The organism is Liberiplasma polymorphum (genome assembly GCF_043951795.1).
In the GTDB taxonomy this organism is placed as follows: Bacteria; Bacillota_I; Bacilli_A; order Izemoplasmatales; family Izemoplasmataceae; genus Liberiplasma; species Liberiplasma polymorphum.
In genome coordinates, this window is the sequence record NZ_JBIOAG010000025.1 from 1 (window position 1) to 21,755 (window position 21,755).

Consider the following 21,755-nt stretch of genomic DNA (forward strand, 5'->3'; position numbering starts at 1 on the left):
TCTTGTGCTTTATTTATTTTCAGGATTTATATTTTTTAATTTAGTCTTTTTATGGTTTAAAGGTAAAACCCTAGCCTATAAAAAATCAGATGATAAAGCCTTTAAGATCAATTATTTTATTTATACAACGGTGAATATTTTATTTAGTGTTGTTATCTTTGATACATTAACCCGCTACTATATTGATGACTTTGAAGCGGTCCCACTTACTGGAATGACCCCATTTGTTTTTATTACGTTATTATTTATTGGAGCCATCTTAATTAGTATGTTTGTCTATAAAAAGTTCCATATAAAAACAAAAAATTATAAAACAAGTTTATTAAGATGGTTGCTCATGATTATTTTAGTTGTTTATAGTTTATACGCATATACTACTATTGTTCTTTCATTTATTTATTACATGCTTATAAGATAGGTCATTGACCTATTTTATTTTTATATTAAATTGACCATTTTATGTAGGTTACTTTTATATAATTGTGTATAATATAATGTTAATTGTAAGGGCTTTAAGTACATGTTATGATTAAATTAAGGAGTGATTCAATGAAACCAATGGATACTGTATTAATTACCGCATTCGAAGCGTTTGGTGATGATCAGATAAACCCAACTGAACGTATTTTAGCTGAGTTACCAGATTTTTTATATAATGCTAAAATCGTTAAAGTTACTTTACCAGTCGTTTATAATCAAGTATTTGATGAATTAAAACCACTGATTGAAAAACACAAACCAAAAGTGATTTTAATGCTTGGCCTTGCTGCAGGAAGAACACATATAAATATTGAACGGGTAGCCATCAATATTAGTGATAGTAAAAGCCCAGATAATAAAGGCACCATTTTAAGAAATGTTAAGATTAATAAAGAAGGACAAGCTGGCTATTTTACAACCTTACCTTTAGATAATATAATGTTACGCTTAAAGAAAAAAGGCGTACCTGCTCAAATCTCTAATTCAGCGGGTGCTTATGTTTGTAACCATATAATGTATCATGTACTCCATCATATAAAAACTGAGAAGATGGAGACGTTTGCTGGTTTTATTCATGTGCCTTACCTACCAGAACAAGTATTAGAAAAACCAGGCGTTGCCAGTTTAGATTTACAGTTAATGATTGATAGTATTTTAACGATTATTGATGAACTCATCAACCCAGTTAAGTTAGTATGAAAATAAATATAATAGGAGCCACATGATGAAGAAAATAACCTTAGTCTTAACGATATTGTTAAGCACAATTACGATCATTGGGTGCGCAAAAATCACACCAATTGAAGAAGACTTCCTAAATATCACACTTGAAAGTAATTTAGCTGAGGCTAATCTTTCTGTAAGTAGTGAAGCTATTACATTAGGCGATGAAGTTACTATTACTGCGGGCAATGTAGAAGGCTACAGATTTGTTTACTGGTTAGATAAATCGTTAAATATTATTGTAAGTAATAATGCCGTCTACACCTTCACTGCAAGTAAAGCGATTACGTTTAAAGCCATTTATGAACCGATTAGCGTCCCTGAAGGAGTTACTTTAACATTAACCGATTCAATAGATAATTCTCATGTATCATATAGTCCAAGTGAAATCGTTAAAGGGGACTTAGTCACGCTTTTAGCACATGAAGTAGAAGGCTATACCTTCTCTCATTGGTTAGATGTAGAAACCGATGTCGTGCTAAGCACTAATCCAAATTATAATTTAATCATGACGCGTGATCGTATGATTAAAGGCGTATATATAGAAGATTTAGCAGATACTATCCAAATTCATTTAACCAGTAATGTAATCGACGCACCTTTATTTGTGGATAAAGCGTTTATTTATCTTGGAGATACCGTTACAATAACTGCGGGAGAAGTGGAGGAATATTATTTTGCCTATTGGTTAAATATGACAACTGAAGAAATCTTATCAGAAGATCCTATTTATACATTCATCATGAATGAATCATTAAGCATTAAAGCCGTTTATGAATTAGAATTTCCACCGACGGAAACCGCTATTTTCTTAGATTTTGAAACGGGAGAGAAAACCTCTTATAGTTTAGGCAGTGTGTATTATGATGGCTTTGAATATGTATTCCAAGATGCACTCATAGGAGAACATGCAAGCGACAGAAAGTTTGGTAGTTTTTCTGTAAGGATTAGAAACGGAAATTTCGGACCATCATTTGCGATTAATCATATGCAATCAGTTTCTTTTTATGTCGCATCAGCTGGATTTGCAAACGATGATAATGCCCCATATCATTTTCAAGTATCACTTGATTATGAAAACTGGACCACGGTTACTTCTGGAACAGGCACACCAACTTTAACAAAAATAACCGTTGATTTTGGCGCGATTTATGTAGATTTAGGCGTAAGTGAATCTACCCCAATTTACTTTAGAATTGGAAGTACAACCTCTAAAAGAATAAATATCGATGATGTAACGATTACTTATATGAGTAATAGTGAATTTTTAATAAGAGAAGTTCAGTTAAACTTATCTGCGAATATTGAAGCAGAGGTTACTGCTGATTTAGAAGGCCCTTATCAGTTTGATCAAGAAGTTATGATCACTGCACCTACAGTTAAAGGGGCAACATTCAAATATTGGTTAGACCTAGATTCAGGTAAAATGTTAACATCAAGACAAAGTTACACGTTTAACATTCGTGCAAATAGAAACTTTGAAGCCGTGTATGATAAAGCACCAGATCACCCTGTTCAGTTTGTTTTACATGAAGATTTAGTTACATATTTCTCAGTAGGTGATGAGTACATCAGTTATACCTGTGATGTCTTTATTATAGAAACTGAAGAACCGCTTGATTGTTTTAAAGAAGGCAGTGTAAACACGAATCAAATAGGTGAATACACAGTCACTTACTATACATTAGATGCTGAAAATAACCGTTATGAAATCCATGTTACTAAAACCGTATTAAAAGATGCGTCTTTATTAAGTTTAATATTAGATGAATATTATAAAGATGCTGAAGGATTATACGGTGAATATTTAATGGTCGTTTTAAGAGATATTTTAAGAGAAAGTTACTTTGGAATAGATTATGATACGGTACGTGATGCCTTAATCGAAACAGACCGTGATCCAGAGAATCCAGATAACATAATTTTAATTTATGTAAGAACTAGTGTCCTTGGTGTATGGGATCAAGGCGCGACTTGGAACCGTGAACATGTTTGGCCACAATCACTCTTAGGCGTACCAGCTAGCGGGGCTAGCATTAATGTAAGTTCAGACTTACACAATCTATCACCCGCTGACCCTAGCGAAAATACAAGACGCGGAAACAAATATTTCTATACACAGTTAACCACAGAAGCCTATGAACCGCCTAATGTGGTTAAAGGCGATGTCGCTAGAATGCTGTTTTACATGATTACGATGTATGAAAACTTATCCCTTGTTAATACAAAACCAAATGTATATGAAATGGGTCATTTAGATACATTATTAATGTGGCACTTCATGTATGAGGTGCGCATGTTTGAAGAAAATAGAAATAACGTCATACAAGATTGGCAAGGAAATCGAAATCCATTTATCGATTATCCACACTTAGTTGAACTCATGTATTGGAATCATCCAGACGTATTAACTTGGTAAACAAAGAAAGGTGACACTCATGAAAAAAATGTTACTAGCGATACTATTTATTGCCTTTAGCTTAACGCTTATAGGGTGTGAAGAACTAGGCATTGATTTAACCCCAACTCCAAATCAAGACCCACTTACCGAGTGGGTCGCCTTGGATAAAGAACATTTACAAGATAGCTATACCGTAGGTGAATTTAACTTAAGCGATCTATCAATTCTTGTAAAAAGAGAAAATGAAGAAGTTCAAACCGTTGATTTACTTTTAACACATATCGTTAATCAAGAAAAACTCTACGTGATAGGAACCCATGAAATTGTTGTCTTTTATGAAGGGTTTTCAAACACATTTACCCTTACAATAGTAGAAGTTGAAGAAAATGACGATATAATTGATGTTGATTATTTCTATCCAGAAGATATCCCTTATGACGGACCGCGTCTAAATATGGACTTTTTAGATATGCCACTGTATCAAGAAGGTGGAAATCCTTATAAAGGTACAGGCGGTGCGTTTTACGCGGGCTCATGGTTTAGATGTATTGACGGAGATACAACCGTATTTGATTATCCAAGTGAGATTGAAAGTAAAATAACTTCAAATACCCCAAGTACAAGATACTTAAACTTTGATACACCAGAAACATTTTCTGGTGGAGAAGAAGTTTGGGGTAAAACGGCTTCTGTTTACAATTGTGAAGTTTTACACAGTGCAACCTCTATAATCTTACAAACGGACCCAGGCGACAATTTAACAGGGAATTACGGGCGATTACTCGCATGGGTTTGGGTATTACTTCCCGGTGATGATGATTATCAATTATTAAACTACTTAATGGTCCGTCACGGATTAGCTGAAGTAAAGTATTTATTTGGTGCAGGTGAAACGAATGTTACAGTCTATGACGGGTTAACTTATACTGAATGGATGTTTAAAGCAGAAGAACTTGCCTTACAAGATGGATACGGCATGCATTCAAATCTAAGAGATTATTACTGGGATTATGACCAAGATAAACCTGATTTTTCAAGATGGTAAACAAAAACGCTGAAAATATTATATTTTCAGCGTTATTTTTTTTTGAAACTAAGTGTTCTTTTAAGATTTCAAACCTGAATGTTGCTCCAGGTGAGAATGGTTCTGGGTTAAAGATAAAAATGTAGTAGTCTGAATCAATTGGGACTGCAAAGGTAATGGTCCCAAGCTTACGTTCCCCTTGATTTAATGCGCCGTCAAACGTATGGGCATCTTCTGTGAAAATATCTAAATCATAGACATTCCCTGCATCATCGGTAATTGTAAACATTAATAATCCATCGATTTGTTTTTGGTCAAATCCAACATTTTGTAACGTAATTTCTAGTTGTAGCCACATCATATCACTTGGTAATTCACCAAATAAAGTCTCTTCTACACGATAAGCATCTTCTAATGTAATGGCATAATTCGCATTACTTAAGGTCTCACCTATCTCATGATTCACATCACGTTCAAAGGCATCACAAGAAGATAGCATAAAGATAAATAGTATCAATAATGGGGTTAGGAATATTTTTTTCATAGTATCACTCACTTTAAAACAAATTTAATCCTATCTTAATTTTACCATGCAAGTTGCATTCATTCAAAACTTATGCCATTTATAAAGCATACGCTAAACAAGTTTTTTGTATTTTATAAATATGGGTGGTATAATACTTTCTAGGAGTGATACTATGATTGATGTCCATACCCATATTATGCCCAATGTTGATGATGGGGCTAAATCGCTTGAAGAGAGTTTAAAACTATTAAATGGGCTAAGTCAAACCGGCGTAACCCATGTCTTTTTAACGCCTCACGTCGCAAAAAAACGTGGGTATTTCGAAACAAAAGAAACATTTACTGATCATTTTAACGCGTTATGTGATGCAGCTAAAGCTATTCCTATCAAACTTTTACTTGGTAGTGAGGTTGATGAATCAGATGATTTGATTGATGTGTTATCAACCGCGCATACGATGAATGATTCTAATTTTGTGTTGATTGATTTTGGCATGCGAAAATGTGATATTGAAGATGTTGTTTATGAATGCCAAATAAAAGGGTATAAAGTTATTATTGCCCATCCGGAACGTTATTTTTATACTTCAATGGACACGTTAAGACGTCTTAAAAAACAAGGGGCTTATTTTCAAGTCTCTGCCCCGCACTTAATTAAATTAGGGCATAAAGATGCACAAAAAAAAGCCAAACAACTTTTAAATGAAAATTTAATCGACTTTATAGGTAGTGATATTCATAGAGATGGCATTGTAATTAATGCGATGGAAAAAGCGTATAAAGTGATTGAAAAGAAAAAAGGACAAGCAGTAGCAGATGCCTTATGTTATTTAAATGCTAAAAAATATCTCGTTGACAAAACTTAATCACGTTTTAGCTTGGGGTCTTGTTGTTGTTTGGATGGGTTTAATATTTACAATGAGCGCAAAAGATGCGACCACCTCAGGTGAACTAAGTGGATCATTAACACTTGCATTAGCTAATTTCTTTAATATCACAAACATTAGTTTACTGCATACTTTTATTAGAAAGAGTGCGCATTTCATGATTTACTTATTTTTAGGAATATGGTGCGTAAATGCTTTAAGTTATCACCTGTTAAAAGTTAAAACCATTTACATACTTTCATCACTTATTACGTTATTTTATGCGATAAGTGATGAAATTCATCAAACATTTATTCCTGGTAGAAGTGGTGAGGTCATGGATGTTATCATTGATTTTATCGGCGCTAGTATTGGGATTGTGTTTATGATTACATTAAAAAAGCATTTCAACCAACGTTGAAGTGCTTATTTTTTTAAGAAGGTATTTTGGTAATGACCAAATCAATTCTGCCAACGGCTGTAATTAAAATAATTGTATTTTCACCATAGTTTAAGCGCTCCACAAAACTTTCTCTTACGATAAGTGTGGACCCACTAAAACTAAACTTTGAACGATCGACATATTCATTGTTATAAAATACATGTCTAATCGTATAGTTTGAAGGAAAGTCGATTTCCATATCACTATCAATGATGAGCGGCGCTGTAATCATGACAGTACTCATAACATCAAAATAAGTGTGAATGGTTATGGGTGAGGTAAACAGTGATGTTCTAAAATCTAACCCTAAATCTAATGCACCAGCTTCTTTTTCATAGGCTGAGGCAATACGGACTTCATAAACTCGGTTTTCTTCTATATCTGCAGTGGTTAAATCAAAATAACAAGTGCCTTGTGTACAGGCATCGGTAATGATAAACTGATCGCCATCAATCACATGTAAGAAATCGATAATATATCCAGATTCAGGATCTACATCTGTCCAAATAAGGATATCATCTTTATATCTAAAATTTTTAGGATGATCAAACTCACGTTCTAAGTTTAACCTATAAGTCCCTGAAAATCTAGACGTAATAGATCCAGTACTTGCTTGTATACGAACACGGTAATTACCACTTTCAATATTAAAAGTTGATAAGCGGTTTTCAAGTGCAACATAAGTTTCTCCGCCCATTAAAACTAAATAAAACGTTGCCCCATCGACAGCGTCCCATACTAAATATTCATTATTATAACGAATATTAGTTGGGGTATCTAAGCGATTACCAAATAAACCCACACAACTTGTGAGTAAAAACATGAGTGGAAGTAAAATGAAGAGTTTTTTCATGGAAATCACCACCTATCTAATCTAGCCTTATTATAGCATAAATTCAAATAAGTTTAAAATGGAGACGATAAAAAAACGCTAATAAATTAGCGTTTCCTTTTCGTTGGGGGTTCTGATAATATTGCGACCATTGGAATTAATAAGAATGCAAGCCAACTAATAGAATAAGCATTCCCATATTCACCCCATAAAATAAAGATGAAAACAGAAATAAATGGCATAAAACCTACTAAAGGAATAGATTCACTTCTTATAAATCTAGCATGTAACATCGCTAAGACTGGAATGAGTAAGAATATTAACCATCCTGGATGCCATAAATTAAACGTAAGCCCAATATAAATATATATCGTAAGCAAAGATATAGTAAATAAAGCCCCGATAAAGAAATCTCTTAATTTATTTTTCTTACTATAACCAAATGCGACTTCAATATCTCCAGCCATAATTCCCATCGCGATAACAGGGAGTATTAATAAGTAATGATAATACCCACTAGGATTAATCAGTAAGACAATAAAGATAAAGGCTGTTGTAGCAAAGAGTGTATAAATTCCAAAGCCTTGAACGACTTTTGATTTTTGTGTTAAAAAACCAAACCCTGGAATAAAAACAAATAATGCCCACATAGGATGCCATAAATCATAATAGGTCCCTAGTAACATAAACCCACTTAAAGCAAAGAAGACACTTAAAGAAACGACGCGTTCCATCCCTTTTGTTTCTAAAGCAATCGCCATTACAGGAATGATTAAAAAGACTAACCACGTTGGATGCCATGCATTATAGGTAAATCCTACAAAAAAGAAAACTATTAAAGCAATAAAAGGACTAATCGCAATCCATTTATTACTTGAATTTGGCATACTTGGTAATTCTTTTCTTAATGCTTTGGCAATCACACGTGGATCACCAATCTTAGCAATAAAGTGGTCTTCATCTTCCCCGCGGTCAATGGCTTCATCAATCATCATACTGTAGTCTTCACTAATTTCTTCAATCATTTCTTTTGTAAATATCTTATCATCTAAAGCATAACGCAATTTCTTAATAAATTCGTGCTTATTCATCCTTTAATCCTCCTAATAAATGGTTCACTTGAATATAAAACTTGTTCCAATCTTGATGTAAAGATTCTAAGTGTTTAATGCCTGTTTCTGTTAGTAAAAACACTTTTCTTGGTGCACCCATATCACCTTGAATTTTTTCATGGGTAATATAACCTTCACTTTCTAACCGCCTTAGTAAAGGGTAGATGGTATTTTCATTTACATCCATTGCCTCACGTAAATCAACTAAGACATCATAGGTTGTTTTAGCTGTGTGCTTCAAGGTATAAAGCAATATTAGATCTAAAACCCCTTTTTTAAACTGTGCGTTCATAAGAACCTCCTACTTATTGTGCATAACACAATGTGTATTACACAATAAGTCTATCACAGTTGATTTATTGATGCAATAGTAAATGAAATAAATTTTAAAAATTATAAAAGTAAGCTTATATTAGTGACATATATATGAAAATAGAACTTATAGAAATAAATAATATGAAAATAAATGAAATAAAGGTATCAATAATGTATTTATAGGCGTATAATGAAGGTAACTCAAACTAAAGAGATTCTATCTTGTTTAAGTTAGAAAAGAGTTATCTTATGAAAAATCTAAGAAAAATATTTACGAATAAAATGATTGTTTTATCATTATTAGTTTTAATGATTTTTACAATCTCAGCATGTAATACGTCAAAAAATCCTGATGGGGATACAGATATAGATGTTAGCGCTATAACCGTTAAATCATCCGTTTCTGTCATTACAACGGTTGGTGGCACTTTACAAATGAATGTCACTGTAACCCCGACAAACGCTACAAACAAAACAGTAATATGGACTGTAGCTAACGGAAGTGGTATTGCAACGATCAATAGTAGTGGCGTACTTAAAGCTGAACATAATGGTACAGTCACCGTTATTGCAACCTCAGTTGCAACACCGGGTGCAACCAGTTCAAAAGTGATTACCATCTCCAATCAACCAGAAGCCGTTATGGAAGCAACCTTAACGGATCTTCAAGTAGATGGTCATACCGTTTTAGGGTTTAGCCCGTTAATGATACAATATGTTCATGTTGTTTCTACTAGTCTAATAGAAACACCCGTTGTAACAGCGACTAAATATGAATCAACCGCATCAATGGTTATTGAAAACGCAAACGACATCCAATCAAGTAATGTGATAGACCGTACCACAACCATTACTGTAACCACAGTAGATGATGAAGTAAAAGTATATTCAATCATCTTTGAATCAAATACTGAACCGGTTGATTTAGGAACAGCTGAAGATTTCGTTATTTTAGCTGAAACTCAAATTTCAACCGCAACAACTTCAGTAATTACTGGAAATATTGGGGTATCACCAGTAGCCGCTACTTACTTAACAGGATTTTCACTCACACTCCATTCATCAGGTGAATATGCTACAAGTGATCAAGTTACCGGAAATATTTATGCATCTGATTACACCTCACCAACACCAGAAAAATTAACTACAGCAATCTCTGATATGCAAACTGCTTACGTAGATGCTGCTGGGCGTGCCTCTAACTATACAGAACTCTATAGTGGTGACTTAAGTGGTAAAACCTTAACACCAGGTGTATTTAAATTTGGAACATCTGTTCTTATTAACACAGACTTAACCTTAAATGGTAGTGCAACAGATGTTTGGATTTTCCAAATCTCTGGAAAATTAACTGTCGCATCAAATATTAATATAATATTAGAAGGTGGCGCGGACGCTAAAAATATTATTTGGCAAGTCGCAGACACAGTAGCGATTGGATCAGGTGCACACTTTGAAGGAACAGTTTTAGCAATGACAGATATTACAATGGGGACTAACTCATCAATCAATGGTAGATTATATGCTCAAACAGCTGTAACCCTTGATGCAACAGTCGTTACAAAATCAAACGACCAAGACTAACACCCATAACAAAATAGCCTCAAATCAGTTATTTGATTTGAGGCATAACGTTTACTATCAATGAAATTACTGTAAAAACCTACAAAATATAGTCAAATATATGTAAATAAAGTTAAAACACGTCGTTACGCATTTACTTTGAGCGTTTTATAGTTTATAATACAAAAAGAATGAAAATAATTAATTAAACGTATTTAGATACGGGGGGCAATTTTATGATCTCAGATGACTTAAAACTATATACAATCGAAGAAGTTACACAAATTCTAAAAGTAACACAAAGAACAGTATACAATTACATTAAAAGTGGAGAACTTAAAGCAATTAAAGTAGGTAAGTACTGGCGCGTGAGACACACGGAACTTGAAAGATTCTTAAACCGTGGTAGCAACGAATAATATATGAACATTCATTGAAATGACTATGTTATAAAATGAAAAAAAGATTAGGTACTTAACTATTGTTAAGCCACCTAATCTTTTTTGTTTTTATGATTTTTTATAAATGGTATAAAGTCCTAAAGTAAAGCCAATCATCGATAACACAATTGCGATAATTAATCCAGCTGCATAAGCCCAATCAATATCAATAGTTGTGACATTTCCTAATACAGTAACGGTTACAACTGTAAACGTTGGGACTAAGAACAATAAGATTGCAGCTGCACCAAATAATAACGTTGAAACCATTTGGCCACCTTTATTAAGAAGTAACACTAAAGCTGCCGACATTGGTAAAGCGTAAGCCACAAAGTTTAACACACTAAATTTAATTGCGCCACTCCCAAATCCACCAAGATTGATGAACTCATGACCAAATACAACTTGTAAACCTGTATAAGTATTGTCAGAACCATTTGCTGATAATGCTGGTAAAACAATCATAAATGCTGCGACAAATCCTAAAACAATTGCTGCGAACTTTCTATCAAGCGTTGTAATCTTTTTCATAATTTAACCTCTCCTTACTACAGAGATGACTGCTATCAATAACGATGCGCCACCTACTGAGACAATAAATCCAGCAAATGAGAATGAATCAATATTGCCATAGCCAACTAAGTCCATGAGCCACATCCCTATTGCAGAACCAATTAAACCGATAATAATATTAGCGAGTAATCCCATGCTAGCATTTTTCTTCATTACGATACTAGCTATCCAACCGACGACAGCCCCAAAAATTAACCATAGTATAATATACATAATCATTTACCTCCTCGGTAATGTTATAAATAAAGGAAGGTTCTATGAATCTTCCTTTTTCTTTTATAAATACTTTTATATGAAAATAGTATCTAATATGTAATTATAACATTAAATAAATGAAATAGATATAAAATAGAAGAAATAATAGTAATATAACGTAAACACCTAATGGTGCTCATAAAAAAATCACATCCAATTAGATGTGATTTTAGTTTATATCATTAATGATTATTACTCATTTAAGTAAATAAAGATAAAGCCAATAACACTTGATTCTTCATTATTTAAATCATAACTTAAAATGATGGTTGAACGTTCAGGATCTTCAGATTTAATGCTTTCAATAAAGGCTGCACTTATGGTTAATTGGTTATTTTCAAACGTATAATCTTCACTAGAAATCGTTAAACCAGATAACTGACCAAAAGAACCACCGAATAATTCAAACTCGAAAGTTAAATCTTCGCCAGTATAAGTGACAGTATTTTTACTTGTCATATACGGTTTCCTTTCATCTAGCACATTAAGCATAACCTCTACACGTCCTTCACTTGTTAATAAGCTATAAGTATATAGTGCCTCATTTAAATCTAGCAAATAAGTATAATCGATTACAATGGTATTATTTACAAACGAAAACATCTCACGGTTTACTAATGTATTATTTATATAAATATAATCAAATTCAACCATAGTTTCTACAGGAAAACTAACATTAGTAGAACGGTTTTTATTAACACTTATATGAATCGTATCAATCACAGTAAAATGCGTATGATACAAAACACTTAACGATTCATTTGATTCTCCGTTTTCATAAACAGCAATCACACTTAAAGTATATAGATTATTTTCATCTAAACCACTTAAATTATACGTTCTGCCACTTAAAACATCTACTGTTTCATCATTGATCACAACTTTATAACTGCTTGCTTCTGCTGTATGATCCCAGTATAAAGTAGACCCGGAAACATAAACGTTTTTTGGATGTTCAAACGCACGATTAATTGTAAAAGTAAACGTGTTTGTATAAATCGTAGATGCCTCACCAAGATGTGCTTTAACACGCGCATTATAAGACCCATTTGGTAAATTAAACGTACTATAAACATTATCCTCTACACGGTATGTAATATTATTTAACATTAACGTATAGTATTCAGCCCCTTCAACTGCATCCCACACAAGTGTCTCTTCTTCAACACGTAAATTTTTAGGTACTTCTAATTCTTTACGTGATTCTCGTGCACACCCTTGCACAAGAAGAAGTAAAATCATCATTAAAAGAACTTTTTTCATCTCGCAACACCTCTTATATCATTTTATCATAATTTTATAAAAGCTTATAAAAAAGATAGCGCAAATCAAATATTATTGATTTGCGCTTATTTTAACTAACTGGAATGTTTTCGTGATCGAACCATATGAGTTCTAGGAAATGAGCGTAATCAATGAAAGGATTACGGTTTCCTTGATAAGTATATAAAACATCATTACGGTTTTCTTCAAATGGGGTTACCCCATATAGGAAATGCCAAGAAACAAGTGTATCTAAGTTCGCCATTTGATTTTGTCTTGGAACAGTATTTACAAGGGTTAAATAATCATACATCACAACCATATAAAATAGTGCTCTAGAAACATACCCACGTGATTCATCATATTCAGGAGCATAAGATTCGGTAGTAGTTGTCCAATCAAAGTATTTATTACTACGTGATGAGTTTTCACTAGGATTTGCAGGGGCTAGATTATGTAAATCGCTACCAATATTAACTGTATTATTGTCTGCAGAACCAGGGAATAATGATTGTGGCCAAACATGTTCACGGTTCCAAGTTGACCCGCCATCCCAAATTGCTAGAACACTTGTTCTTCTATAAATTAAAATTAAGTTAGAAGGATTTAGTGGATCTCTATCAGATAGTTGTAAAATATCACGGGAATCGCCATAATTTTTACCGGTGAAACCGGTATTAATAATGTTTCTTAAGGCAATTAATAGAGCCTCACCATATAACCCTTGTGCAGCCATATAATATGAATCTAGGACTAAGTCTAATAAGGTCGCATCTCTTAAAACATCTTTTTGAACTCTATGTTCAGTTAAGACACCATTAGAATCAGTTGCACGATAAGTAATGATATAACTTCCGGTTTGAGAAGTATCTACAAACCCGCTTATGTCACAACTCAGTGCCCCAAGTACAACATCATTAGCAACACAAGTATTTGGACTCCATGTATCGCCTAAACTATAAACGGTGGTAAATGGTTCGTTAAAATTAAACGTCAAAACAGCACTTTCATAATCATAAAGTGGATAGCCTATAAAGTTATCATATCGATGAATCGACACTTGATTTATTTCGATTCTTTCACTATATAAATTAACAATTCTAAAATATATAACATCTGTTGCTTCTAAGTTATACACTTCCCAAAGCATCATTAAGTCAAGGTCATATTCAGTGATACTATACCCTAAATTATTACTGGTAATTGTATCATCAAACGTACGCCAAATAGACCCATTTAAAGAATATTCTAAACTTATAGACCCACTTGCACCACTACTGGTTAAGAAGTGGTCAAATGTTATTTTAGTTGGATTCAAAGTAGAAAACTGAGTTTGGATAAATCCACCTGGATTAATACGCGCAACACTATCACTACCAACGGTGGTGATAATCGCTTGATCAAAAGTCCAACTAGATCCATTTAAAGTAACATTTCCAGGACTATAACTACTTTTGCTAGCACCGGTAAAATCGGTGATATAAGATAATGATTCAACTTCCTGATACATTGCACGTAAATGATAACTATCTAACATATTAATATTTAAAGCTTGTTCATAAGCATAAACATGGTCTGTTTTCATATTTTTCCAGTATAAGAAATCATACCCACTTACAGTAGCAGCTTCTATACTAACTAACTCATTATAACTATATGGCCCGTTATGACTTTTATACGTATGTTCGCCTGCAATATTACTATCTAAGAGTAAGGTATATTCATCACTATCTTCTCCGTAAACCGCTCTTAAATAAGTATGATTAGTAATATCAAATGTATAGATACGAACCATACTTTCAATTTGTTCAGTTACTACGTTAACCCAGTGCATAAAGACATAGTCTTCAATCTCAGGTGCGGTTAATGTAACGCTTGTATTATTGGTATACCAAGGACCAACTTCACTAACAGTTATACTTACATCTTTATTAGATTCTAACTGAAGTAAGAATTTTGGATCATCAACTGTACTACCAAATGAAGCCCATGTTAAGTTATCTAAAACAAGTTGGCCACGAACACTTCCAGGTGCTGTGTGACGGATTTCTAAAGTAAAAGTTCCACTTACATTAATATTTTCAACTGTCCAAATTTGAATGCCTTTTGGTCCCTGATCATAAGTGAACTCATCAATTAAAATACCATTAATAAATAAACCGAGTGTTCGTTCACCACTTCCCGTAAATGCTTGCTCGAGTTCAGCGTAAAAACTTGTAATTCCTCCTTCTATTGTAGCACTTAATGTTGACGGTCCATCACTGTGACTTGCTTGATTTGCGAACATAACAGCTTTACCATCAAGAGTATAATCGCCTCTTAAATTCTGGTAAGTCCAAAAAATACCATTATCACCAGTAAATGTCCCACTTACATAAGAAGAGGTAGAAAAATCTATATTGCTAAAAGTTTCTACATATTCAATTGACTCTTCAATAACTTCTAAACCACTATAGACTGTTAATAATTCGTCTTGTGAATTTTTAACAGTTAAATAGGCTCTTACATAAGTATGATTTGTCTCATTAAAACTTACTAACCATTCATTACTTTCAATCACATGATTGAATCCTTGATAAATATTTATACCAACACTTGATAAAGTGATTACTTCATCGGTTAGTGAAGTAATCATGCCATATTCAATCAGTTCATAACCACTTGGTACATTAAACTGTCCCAAGAAACTTTTATAACCTGTTCTAAGTTCTAAATCATTACTTATTGTAACAAGTGGTAAGTTATATGTAGGCTGTTCTTTATAAACGGCTTCTATGGTTGTGTTATTAAAAATAGTGAATGTGAAATCTTTGTCATAACTAACGATTTTATCGTTAATTTTCCAGTAATTAAAGTACTCACTGTTTAAAGTAGGTGCAGCTTGAACATTAACCAAATCATTATAAATGAATGTTCCGCTTCCCACCCCATTGATAACACTTAATGTATATTCGGTGTTATCAATACGTTCGTATTGTAAAACAAGGACTTTATCTTCAGAAATGTTTGTTAATGAGCCACTCCACTTATTCGTAGTAGATATAATATAACCAGGTTTTGAAGGTAAACCTTCGGTTAAATCAGTTGCATTACCATTATTAGTAATATACTGAATCTCCAGTAATAATAAATTACTATCCATAAATAAAACAGCAGATTTATCAACAGGGCTAAAAACAGCCATGATTGATAAATCTGCTGTTAAAATAAATTCATGATTAATGGTTAAATCTTTTCTTACTGCACCATTAACAATCCAAAAAGCAAATGAGTAATTTTCTTCATCTGCAAGTTGACTATCTAAAGATAATCTAGACCCATAGACTTGATTAGTCAAATGGTTTGTTATATCCAAATTATCATCATCAAACATTGAAATAATTTCTACATTAACATTAGGGTATGTCTCTGTACTAACATTGTTAAAGCCTATAAATAGAAACAAACCAACACTTAATAAACTAATAACTAATTTCTTCATGTATAATTTCTCCTGTCTTTCCCTTAACATTACATTATACACTAAATAGAAAAAGATAATGGATGAAAATAAAAAAACATCCCCAATTGCTTGAGGATGTTTCAATCTAATCATTTAATAAATTAATATCATCTATCAACATATCACGATGCGAACCAGCAGTAGCACTATATGAGAATGAAATTCGAATGTGTCTTGCGCCGACTACGTTAGAAGTTGCTTCAAATGGTGTTGTAGAGTAAGAAGTCGTTAATCCAGTAACATTTACTGGAGTACCCCAAGAATCTCCATCAGTAGAAAACTGAACAATAACTTGATAATTAGTTACATTAGTAACTCTAGCTTGGAATTTAATTTTAGTAATATCATACTCTGTTGCACCATACTGTAAATATGGAACGTTTGTAGTTCCATTTGCTACTCGCAATAATCCGTGCATAGTACCATAAACTGGAGAAGCTGAACTAACAGCATTACCGAACTGCATTAACAATCCATCATCAAAATCATTCAATCCAGAGTAAATATTTTGATTAGGATATTTTTCAAAATCAATCACTATAATTTGTACCTCACTTGGATCTAATATAGTTAAAGTAGTGATTGAAGTTGACAGGTTGTTTGAAGAATCTTCAACTGTATAATTAATTGTGTATTCACCAGCTGGTAATAATCTAAAATCACCATATGATTCGATAATCTCTTCGTCTGAATCTCTAACGACAATACTAATGTCATTGGTTAAATCTCCATCGATATTATCATCAGCATAAATATTAATTGGGATTATATATTCATCACCTTCTGTAATTGTTGCAGTTGCTGGTACATTATAAAGAGTTGGTAAGACATCATCCACATATTGGCTATAGTTAACAATAAATGAATCTATACTAAGTCTATTCCCATCACTTGTTTCTTGTAAGATTCTAATTCGGATTGGATCAGATATGTTAACTGGAACAATTGCTTGCTCTAAATTTGTAGAATTTACATTTATAATATAATCAGATGCCCCATCCTTAAGTCTATTCCAGGTGTTGGGAGCCCATTCATATGCATACTCAACAAACAACTCACCTGCAGAATCTCCAGCAAAACCTGCAATTGCATGCAGGAAGAATAAGTTATCAATACCGTTATAAAATATAAAATTCGACTGAATGTATCCATCTCGAACACGTAAACTACGTGAATTTACTTTTATATCCCCAACAAGATTACCAATTCCTGCTTCATATAACCCCCAAACATTTCCATCAATAGTATATGTTCCTTCAGCATAAATACTACCAACTTTTGAACCTGTTTCAAAATCTAAGTAAGTAAATTCTAAATCACCATAATGATATGATCTACTATAAACAGTATGAATTACATCTAAGCTATCTTTATAAGTTAGATAAGCTGCAATACTACCAAATTCAGCTGTAAATGTCATTAAGAACTCTTTAGTTTCACTTGTGTAAACTGTTCCTAAGAATACATTGTCTGCACTTGCAAACGTTAATGAACTTGGTTCGTTAGAACGAATCATTCCGTATTCAATTAATGTATACCCTGCAGGTAAACTAAATTGTGCTAAGAATGATTTTTTTGCTGTTGTAAGTTCTAAATCTGGACTTAATGAAACGAGTGGTTCTTTAGTTACTTCAGTTTCAGAATAAAGTGCAGTAATAGTCTTATCACCAAGTAATGAGAAAGAGTATTCTTTATCATAACTAACTAAAACATTATTTACTTGCCACCCTGCGAAATACTCTCCAACTCCTGGTGCATCCGCTGTAACTGTAACGATTGTGTTGTATGCGATATCAACACCACCACCGGTACCGTTATTTACAACCAAGTCAAACTGAGATGCTGGATTAATTTCATAATTTACAACATAAACTGTATCTTCAGTAATGGCTTCTAGTGATTGTCCCCAAGGACTTACCTCACTTTGAAGATACTTTGGTTTAGTAGGTGCGTCATAACCAACTTCTAAAGTAGGATCATCTGCAACACTACCACTTAAAACATATTGTAAATCAATTAAAACGCCGTTTGTATCAACAAAGGCTGCCACAACAGGTTGTGGACCTTCTGATGCAACTGGGGCAAATACTGCCACTAAATCAGTTGTAGAACGAATAATAAATTCATGATCAACGGGTAAATCTGCTCTTACAACACCATTCCAAATCCAAAATGCAAAACGGTAATTAGGATTTGAATCAATGTTAGAATCAAATGCAAACGTACTCCCATAAGCTCTAACTTCTGGCGTATGAGGAATTTTATCATCATCTTCAAAGTAAGAAGTTAATGTTACTGAAACATCTGCCCAAGATGCTTCAACGGTTGTTTCGTTGAATAAACTTAGAGAGAAGAATAATGTAAACCCTAATACAAATAAGAATAGTTTTTTCATCTCTTCACCCTAATCAAAAACACTTTCTGTGAACCCTGCTCCACCCATTGCACTTGTAGCGATGTGATCAACGATCTCAAAGGCTACAAACTCAACCGTGGGAGCTTCGTACACGTCTTTTTCTTTCTTCATTTCGTAAAACCCTCCTAGTTTTATTCTTTAGGTCATGTCCACGAAGTAATATGGCACCATTTTATCATAATTATGAATAGCATTACAAATTAAATTCACGCGCCTTAACAATACTTAACAAAAACCCCTGCAAAATAGTAAAAAAAGACTTACACAAGCTAATTGTGGAAGTCTTTTAAAGTCCTAATTTTTTATATAAGTCTACCGCTTGTTCAGAAACGGCATTTGAAGATCTTAACTGTTTATATTTAGTGAAACTACGTTTCGTTCTAAAAAGGGTTAATTTAATCACTCTATGAATATAGGCAAAAGGTAATAAAAAAGGCAGTTTTTTTAACCATGGATAGAGGCCTTTCATATCTGAATATTTAGGAAACAAGATAGATCTAAGTAAGGCAGTTTTACCTTTATTTTGAAGTTTGTAATGCGCTGTTCTTCCGATAAACTGATTAAATGATTCACCTGTGCCGTGCACCCCTGCTTTAATAATATAACCCGTTAACATAGTATAAAGGGTTTCATCCATCTCAACGTTTTTCATGATAAAGGGAAACGGATTTAAATTAAAATACCGTTTATTTAAATAAAGCATATTCATAAAGAAGGTTTCATATTCGGTTTCTTCTAAAAATTGGTCTAATAATCCTAAATCGAGTGTTTCACAGTACTTCTTAGTAAATAGCCCAATATCAAGGACTGTTCTTAAGCCAACCCCGCTGCCGTAAAAATGTTTGGCCATATGATTAAGTAAATAAACAAGTTCAAAGGTTACATCTAACTGATATGTAAAATCTTTTTCTTTTTTAGCATAGTGCCATACTTGATCAAATAGTTCAGTTTGCTTGGTTTTAAATGTTCGTGTTAGTTTAGGATGAATCTCAATTTCTAACCCACTATCATGTAAGTAACAATCATGGGCATCAGAAGTACTTGTTAAGGTAAAGTTATTGGCTTTAAGTAATGGTTTTATCTTACTAAAAGACGCTTCATCCACAAGAATATCAATATCGCCCATAGAACGCATATAACTTGCAGGGTATACTTGTTTTAAATGCACGCCTTTTAAGAATATATGGTTAATTTCATGCGTGTTAAATAAGCTTTTAAGCGTATTTATAAGCGCAAGTTGTTTCATATCACTTGCGTTATAAGCATAAAAATCTTTTTTAAATAAATTGTAGATTTCTTCACTAAACGATTCTTTTGGTAAAATAGAAAAAATCATCCCAGATAACCCATTTTCATGTGCTATCTTGTAGAATGTTTTTTCATCTAATATGGGATCAGTATAATAAGTACTTAGTAAAACATATTTTACTGATTCAAAGAGTTGTGTGTAAGTAGAATCCATTAAGTTCACTACTTTCTTAAAAGCTTTAATAGAATACGTCTAAAAGGTTTTAAATAAACCCATAAACGCACCCTTAATTTATAAGATGTTGCATAGATATTAACATCTTGATTGCCATGAGATATTTGAATAACTTTACCATAAATTTTACTAGGTTCTATAATTTCATTGGCTTTTAAAGCATCCCCGCAGATTAAAAAGTAATCTTTAATTTTAATGATGCGGTGTAAGACCATTTGTTTGTTTGGATTTTCATATAACACAACATCATATTTCTTATAGGTTTCACTTTGTAAAATTTTTACAGTACTTAACTGATGGATTAAAAAAGGCCGCATACTACTACCGGATACTTTTAAAGAAACGATTTGTTTATTAGCTAAGGTCTCTTTTATTACTGGAAACAAATCTTTTGATAAGACGTGTGTTTTTTTCATCTTACTCAAATAAATCCTTAGATTTTAAGAGGTTTACAAAGGTTTCTACATCGTTTAAAGCAACCGCTTCACTCACATCGTAAGTCTCTTGTAATAAAATAACAAGTTCAGCTAAGGTTGCGCCTTCTTTTAACGCTTCAAATAATAGTTTACCACTATTATTTAATGTAATAATGCCGTTAAAATTCACTGCAGCTTGCCCCGTTGGGACAACAATATGTTCACCTGCTACACTTCTTAAGACATACTCACTTTTTATTTTCATATTGGCCTCCAAATAAATAATTATAAATTGGTTTAACACTACCGATGCTATGAGTAGCATCATAAGCAACCATAGAAACATTTAAGACTAAATCTTCAATCATCGTTAAGGTATCTTGCATTAAGGCTTCATTTCTTGGTCTAATACAGTTTTTTAAGAAAGTTTGCAGTTTTTCTTTCGTTGATATTTCTTTTACAATATCTAGTTTTCCTTGGTTTAAAAACACAATAGATTTTAAAGGGTAAGATGCATTTATGTTAATAACATCTTTACCACACCAAGGTGTACCCGCTACATAAAAGGTGTTATTTTCTTTATAGATCACTGGCTTATCATCATTGATAATCATGATGTTTTCAAACGTATCACACCAGTAATTTGCATGGGTTGATTTGCCTGTCCCACTTGAAGCTGAAAAGATGATGGCTTTATTATCATGAACTAAGGCTGCCCCGTGTAGGGCTAAGCGTTTTTCTAGTATGGCTAGTTCTAAAAAGATAAGCCCAGTAATCACATATTCAAGTTCAGCTAATTGTTTATTTAAAGTACGTGATAAATAAATATCAACGGTTTTATAATCAAGGGTATGAACAATAAGTTGTTTTACAAGGCCTTCTTGATCTAAAATCATAATATGAACTTTTCCGTCTTTATGAAATATAGAACGGTTTTTAAAGGTAATATTAGGAATGCCCTTAATGGGGTTAATGGCACCAACTTGATGAACGTGCATCTGATAATCCATTGCGGTTTCATCAGTAAGGTAAGCCCCAATATTATCTTTAAAAAAATCATCATAAAGAAAATTAAAGTTAATCTTTATACCTGCAATATTATAGTTTGGCATAGACACACTTCC

The 21,755-nt window shown here is 33.0% G+C and carries 22 protein-coding genes; 8 read left to right on the plus strand and 14 right to left on the minus strand.

Features of this window, described 5'->3' with window-relative positions; all coding sequences use genetic code 11:
* The 4 genes from ACHAJD_RS06735 to ACHAJD_RS06750 form a co-directional block, all read left to right on the plus strand.
* A partial coding sequence (locus ACHAJD_RS06735; protein ID WP_435585093.1) for a hypothetical protein occupies nt 1–418 on the plus strand: 418 nt, incomplete at its 5' end.
* A 131-nt stretch (nt 419–549) separates the two neighbouring features.
* Nucleotides 550–1,179 (plus strand): pyroglutamyl-peptidase I, encoded by a 630-nt coding sequence (pcp, locus tag ACHAJD_RS06740; protein ID WP_435585094.1) that lies wholly within the window; start codon nt 550–552, stop codon nt 1,177–1,179.
* Between the two features lie 25 nt (nt 1,180–1,204).
* On the plus strand, nt 1,205–3,622 hold the full coding sequence (locus ACHAJD_RS06745) for an endonuclease (RefSeq protein ID WP_435585095.1): 2,418 nt from the start codon (nt 1,205–1,207) through the stop codon (nt 3,620–3,622).
* Between the two features lie 19 nt (nt 3,623–3,641).
* On the plus strand, nt 3,642–4,649 hold the full coding sequence (locus ACHAJD_RS06750; RefSeq protein WP_435585096.1) for a thermonuclease family protein: 1,008 nt from the start codon (nt 3,642–3,644) through the stop codon (nt 4,647–4,649).
* Here ACHAJD_RS06750 and ACHAJD_RS06755 read toward each other — a convergent pair.
* Nucleotides 4,543–5,172, minus strand: a complete 630-nt coding sequence (locus ACHAJD_RS06755) for a DUF4352 domain-containing protein (RefSeq protein ID WP_435585097.1) — start codon at nt 5,170–5,172, stop codon at nt 4,543–4,545. The genes ACHAJD_RS06750 and ACHAJD_RS06755 overlap by 107 nt on opposite strands.
* Nucleotides 5,173–5,326: 154 nt before the next feature.
* Between ACHAJD_RS06755 and ACHAJD_RS06760 the strand changes: the two genes are divergently transcribed.
* Both ACHAJD_RS06760 and ACHAJD_RS06765 read left to right on the plus strand, forming a co-directional pair.
* A complete protein-coding gene (locus ACHAJD_RS06760) occupies nt 5,327–6,019 on the plus strand; it encodes a tyrosine-protein phosphatase (protein WP_435585098.1) in 693 nt (230 codons plus the stop codon).
* On the plus strand, nt 6,006–6,440 hold the full coding sequence (locus ACHAJD_RS06765) for a VanZ family protein (protein ID WP_435585099.1): 435 nt from the start codon (nt 6,006–6,008) through the stop codon (nt 6,438–6,440). The genes ACHAJD_RS06760 and ACHAJD_RS06765 overlap by 14 nt, the downstream gene beginning before the upstream one ends.
* Nucleotides 6,441–6,453: 13 nt before the next feature.
* Here ACHAJD_RS06765 and ACHAJD_RS06770 read toward each other — a convergent pair whose 3' ends face one another.
* The 3 genes from ACHAJD_RS06770 to ACHAJD_RS06780 all read right to left on the minus strand — a co-directional run bounded on the left by ACHAJD_RS06770 (nt 6,454) and on the right by ACHAJD_RS06780 (nt 8,697).
* A complete protein-coding gene (locus tag ACHAJD_RS06770) occupies nt 6,454–7,314 on the minus strand; it encodes a hypothetical protein (RefSeq protein WP_435585100.1) in 861 nt (286 codons plus the stop codon).
* A gap of 86 nt (nt 7,315–7,400) precedes the next feature.
* Entirely contained in the window at nt 7,401–8,384 is a 984-nt protein-coding gene (locus tag ACHAJD_RS06775) for a DUF1700 domain-containing protein (RefSeq protein ID WP_435585101.1), read from the minus strand.
* Nucleotides 8,377–8,697: a PadR family transcriptional regulator gene (locus tag ACHAJD_RS06780; RefSeq protein WP_435585102.1), complete on the minus strand. Its 321-nt coding sequence runs from the start codon at nt 8,695–8,697 to the stop codon at nt 8,377–8,379. The genes ACHAJD_RS06775 and ACHAJD_RS06780 overlap by 8 nt, the downstream gene beginning before the upstream one ends.
* A gap of 272 nt (nt 8,698–8,969) precedes the next feature.
* Here ACHAJD_RS06780 and ACHAJD_RS06785 point away from each other — a divergent pair, with 272 nt between their 5' ends.
* The gene (locus ACHAJD_RS06785; protein WP_435585103.1) at nt 8,970–10,304 is read left to right on the plus strand and encodes an ice-binding family protein; all 1,335 of its coding nucleotides are present in this window, start codon (nt 8,970–8,972) and stop codon (nt 10,302–10,304) included.
* A 215-nt stretch (nt 10,305–10,519) separates the two neighbouring features.
* Nucleotides 10,520–10,702, plus strand: coding sequence for a helix-turn-helix domain-containing protein (locus tag ACHAJD_RS06790; protein ID WP_435585104.1), 183 nt, complete (start codon nt 10,520–10,522; stop codon nt 10,700–10,702).
* Between the two features lie 90 nt (nt 10,703–10,792).
* On the opposite strand, the gene ACHAJD_RS06795 is transcribed toward ACHAJD_RS06790, so the two are convergent.
* The 10 genes from ACHAJD_RS06795 to ACHAJD_RS06840 form a co-directional block, all read right to left on the minus strand.
* On the minus strand, nt 10,793–11,254 hold the full coding sequence (locus tag ACHAJD_RS06795) for a hypothetical protein (RefSeq protein WP_435585105.1): 462 nt from the start codon (nt 11,252–11,254) through the stop codon (nt 10,793–10,795).
* Nucleotides 11,255–11,257: 3 nt separating this feature from the next.
* Entirely contained in the window at nt 11,258–11,509 is a 252-nt protein-coding gene (locus ACHAJD_RS06800; RefSeq protein WP_435585106.1) for a GlsB/YeaQ/YmgE family stress response membrane protein, read from the minus strand.
* A gap of 234 nt (nt 11,510–11,743) precedes the next feature.
* Complete coding sequence (locus ACHAJD_RS06805; RefSeq protein WP_435585107.1) at nt 11,744–12,814, minus strand: fibronectin type III domain-containing protein; 1,071 nt, start codon at nt 12,812–12,814, stop codon at nt 11,744–11,746.
* 91 nt (nt 12,815–12,905) lie between these two features.
* Nucleotides 12,906–16,295: an endonuclease I family protein gene (locus tag ACHAJD_RS06810; protein ID WP_435585108.1), complete on the minus strand. Its 3,390-nt coding sequence runs from the start codon at nt 16,293–16,295 to the stop codon at nt 12,906–12,908.
* A 106-nt stretch (nt 16,296–16,401) separates the two neighbouring features.
* Nucleotides 16,402–18,711 carry a hypothetical protein gene (locus ACHAJD_RS06815; RefSeq protein WP_435585109.1) on the minus strand — a complete coding sequence of 770 codons (2,310 nt, stop codon included), beginning with the start codon at nt 18,709–18,711 and terminating at the stop codon, nt 16,402–16,404.
* A gap of 9 nt (nt 18,712–18,720) precedes the next feature.
* Nucleotides 18,721–18,843, minus strand: a complete 123-nt coding sequence (locus tag ACHAJD_RS06820; protein ID WP_435585110.1) for a hypothetical protein — start codon at nt 18,841–18,843, stop codon at nt 18,721–18,723.
* Nucleotides 18,844–19,018: 175 nt separating this feature from the next.
* Complete coding sequence (locus ACHAJD_RS06825) at nt 19,019–20,194, minus strand: nucleotidyltransferase domain-containing protein (protein WP_435585111.1); 1,176 nt, start codon at nt 20,192–20,194, stop codon at nt 19,019–19,021.
* Nucleotides 20,195–20,202: 8 nt separating this feature from the next.
* The gene (locus tag ACHAJD_RS06830; protein WP_435585112.1) at nt 20,203–20,631 is read right to left on the minus strand and encodes a S24/S26 family peptidase; all 429 of its coding nucleotides are present in this window, start codon (nt 20,629–20,631) and stop codon (nt 20,203–20,205) included.
* Nucleotide 20,632: 1 nt separating this feature from the next.
* Entirely contained in the window at nt 20,633–20,896 is a 264-nt protein-coding gene (locus tag ACHAJD_RS06835; protein WP_435585113.1) for a PqqD family protein, read from the minus strand.
* The gene (locus ACHAJD_RS06840; RefSeq protein ID WP_435585114.1) at nt 20,880–21,743 is read right to left on the minus strand and encodes a hypothetical protein; all 864 of its coding nucleotides are present in this window, start codon (nt 21,741–21,743) and stop codon (nt 20,880–20,882) included. The genes ACHAJD_RS06835 and ACHAJD_RS06840 overlap by 17 nt, the downstream gene beginning before the upstream one ends.
* Between the last annotated feature and the right edge of the window lie 12 nt (nt 21,744–21,755).